This is a genomic window from Chitinophaga sp. (genome assembly GCF_036569125.1).
Taxonomy (GTDB): Bacteria; Bacteroidota; Bacteroidia; order Chitinophagales; family Chitinophagaceae; genus Chitinophaga.
On record NZ_DATCRF010000537.1, the window covers coordinates 1 to 3,528 of the forward strand.

The following is a 3,528-nucleotide window of genomic DNA, read 5'->3' on the forward strand; positions in this document are numbered from 1 at the left end:
ACGGATGCCATTGTACGGGTGCACTGGCGCCTGTGGGTAAGCCGCCGTAAGCTGCTGGAATGGAACCAGTCTGCTAACCTGCACGGGACTACGAAAACATTGCCCGGCTTGTACCGGCTGTTATGGGCCGGCCCTTTTACCGGCATAGCTGCCGGTATTTACCTGTCGCTGTTCCACCCCTTGCAGCTGTTAATAGCCGGACCCCTGCTGGTAACCTGGATCTTATCTCCCCTGGTAACCTGGCAAACAGGCAAACCTCTGCAGCAACGGCTTCCTGGTTTTACGGCCGCTCAACAGCTTTTTTTACGCAAGCTGGCGCGCAAAACCTGGCATTTCTTTGAAACTTTTGTAGGCCCCCGGGAAAACTGGCTGCCACCGGACCATTACCAGGAATTTCCTGAAAACAGGGTAGCGCACTATACTTCTCCTACCAACCTGGGGCTGGCACTGCTGGCGAATTTGAGCGCCGTTGATTTTGGTTATATAACTCCTGCCGTTTTTATAGAGCGTACAGCCGGTACCGTTAATGCTATGAAAAAGCTGGAACGGTACCAGGGTCACTTTTATAACTGGTATGATACCATTACCTTTCAGCCGGCGCAGCCGCGTTATGTATCTACAGTAGACAGTGGTAACCTGGCCGGCCATGTGCTGGTGCTGCGCCAGGGCATGCGGCACCTGTTGCAGCAGCCGGTGCTGGGCCCCGCCCTGCTAAAGGGTTTACAGGATGAGCTATATCTGCTGGAAGAAGAAATAAATGACGCAGCTTCGCTGGCGCCTGCCTTTCAGCTGCTGGAGCAAACTATCAACGTACCGGCGCTTACTTTTTCCCAGCTGCACAACTGCATTACACAACTGGCTGTTTATGTAAGTGAAGCGCAGATACCATCCCGCTGGCTACAGGCCATCAGCGATCATTTGCAGCAGATCCGGGACGAGCTACAGCTATGGGCGCCCTGGCTGTACCTGCCTGCAGCTGCAACAGGTTTACCTGAACAGATACCCTCGCTCAATGAAGCAGCTGAATATATAACAGCATGCCGTTCCCGGCTGGCGCAGGTAAAGGAAAATGTTTTGTTGAAAGCGCTGGAAAAGACCTCCGGCATTGCAGCATCGCGTATAAACGCCATTGAGCAATTAGGTGTTGCATGTGCTGACTTTGCAGAAATGGAATATGATTTCCTGTATGATGAGCAACGTCATTTACTGGCTATTGGTTATAAACCGGAAACGGATCAGCGGGATACAGGCTGTTATGACCTGCTGGCATCAGAAGCAAGACTGGGCATTTATGTGGCAATAGCGCAGGGTAAGCTGCCGCAGCGTAGCTGGTTTTCATTGGGAAGGCCCGTGATCAGCACCGCAGGCTCGTTCTCCCTGCTATCCTGGAACGGTACTATGTTTGAATACCTGATGCCATTGCTGGTAATGCCGGATTATGAGCAAACATTACTGCACCAGACCATGCAGGCAATGGTAATGCGGCAAATAGAATACGGCAGGGAAAACAGTATTCCCTGGGGAATGTCGGAATGCGCACAGCATGTAATAGAAGCCAGCTTAAGCTACCGCTACAGGCCAACCGGGGTGCCCGGGTTAGGCGTAAAGCGCGGACTGGAAAAAGAGCTGGTAATAGCCCCTTATGCAACTGTTATGGCACTGATGGTAGCGCCGGAAGCTGCCTGCCGCAACCTGGAAGTATTGACACAACAAGGCTTTCAGCGGGAATATGGTTTTTATGAAGCAGTGGATTATCTGCCATCCCGCCTGCCGGAAGGGGAACCCCATGCCATTGTGCGCTCCTTTATGATCCACCACCAGGGAATGGGTTTTTTGTCACTGGCTTACCTGTTGCATGATAAACCCATGCAAAAACATTTTGAGGCCGACCCGGTAATGAAAGCTGCATTGTTATTACTGCAGGAGAAAACAGCAAAGGAAACCGCCTTTCATTTACCCTCTGTTGAGCCGGACAATACGTTGCCTGCTGTTGCAACAGCGCTTGCAGGCGCCGGTCCGGCAGCTATGAATATGTCGGCTGCATCAGACCCGGAAACGCAATGGCTGTCCAATGGCCGTTACCAGGTAATGATCACCAATACCGGTACAAATGCCAGCCGCTGGAAACACATAGCTGTTACGCCCTGGCAGCCCGATGTGTATAATAACCATGGCATAGGCTGTTACATACGGGACGTGGAAAAAGATGCTACCTGCTGTGTTACCAGCCAGCCGCCCGATAAAATAAGTAAACACTTCAGGGTTGCATTTGCGCCGGGGAAGGCTTTTTTCCAGCATACGCACCAGGAGCTTGTTACGGATACTACCATTGCAGTATCTCCGCAGGATGACCTGGAAATACGAAAGCTGGTGATACATAACCGTTCAAAGCGGCAGCGCACCATTGAAGTAACCAGCTATGCAGAGGTGATGTTGTCGCCCGTAGATAAAACTTCATCATTCCCGGACAGATCTTTTGTACACACGGCTATTCATCCGGGGGAGCATGCAATTATATGCACCCAGTATCTTGATGATCCGCACATTCCCGCAGCTGCTATGTTCCATGTGGCAAAAGCTTATGGGGGCAGGGTAGAGGCGGTGAACTATGAAACAGACGGTTTGAAATTTACCGGCCCCGGATATGACCGCGCAGATCCGCATGCAATACGTAAGAATACGGTGCTGTCTAACAACCAGGGTATCATGCTTAATGCCATTGTGGCCCTGCAGCACCGGATAGTGCTGGAGCCGCAGGAAACAGTAACGCTGCATATATACCTGGGAGCTGCTGAAACACGCGAAGCCTGTATTTTGATGGTTAATAAATGCCAGGTGCAACATTTCGCAGATCAGGTATTTGCGCAGGCTCACACCCAGCAATACTCATTATTAAAACAGCTGGGCATGATAGCTGCAGAAGCGGAGTTTTGCCGCAACCTGGCCAGCCGTGTGTTTAACCTGCATATGAGCAGTGCTGGGCAGGAAAGCCCGTTTGCGCAGACCATCCTGCTCAGGTATGGCATCAGTAAGGAAATACCTACTGTATTGCTGCAGGTGGAAAATGCAGATCACATTAACCAGGTACGGCAGCTCATTCAGGCGCACACTTACTGGCAGGCCCAGGGGCTAAGAACCAACCTGGTATTATATATCGAGGATGACAGCTGCTACCGGCATTTTCTGAAAGCGCATATTATGGAAATGATTGTCAGCTGCACCGGAACCGATGTAACCGGTCATCCCGGTGGTATTTTTGTAATACAGGCAGATGGCCTGCCTGATGAGGAACGCCTGGGACTATACGAAATTGCCTGTTTGATCTTAAACCGCAACGGAGAGCTGTTTATGCTGCACTCACCGGGATATAACAATGTAAGAACGGAACCAGTACATGTGGGAGTGTAAGTATGAGTATGATGAGTTGAATTTGGAGGCTGTATCAGTAGACAGGATACAGTCTCCATTCTCTATCATTTATTTATCATCATAGATGCGCTATTCTCAAGCCCATAGTCCGCCATAGCT

1 protein-coding gene is annotated in these 3,528 nt (G+C 50.7%); it reads left to right on the forward strand.

Annotated elements, in window-relative coordinates:
* The coding region (locus VIM87_RS20200) for a glucoamylase family protein (RefSeq protein WP_331998754.1) at window positions 1-3,408 on the forward strand (3,408 nt) is incomplete at its 5' end.
* Window positions 3,409-3,528: the final 120 nt, after the last annotated feature.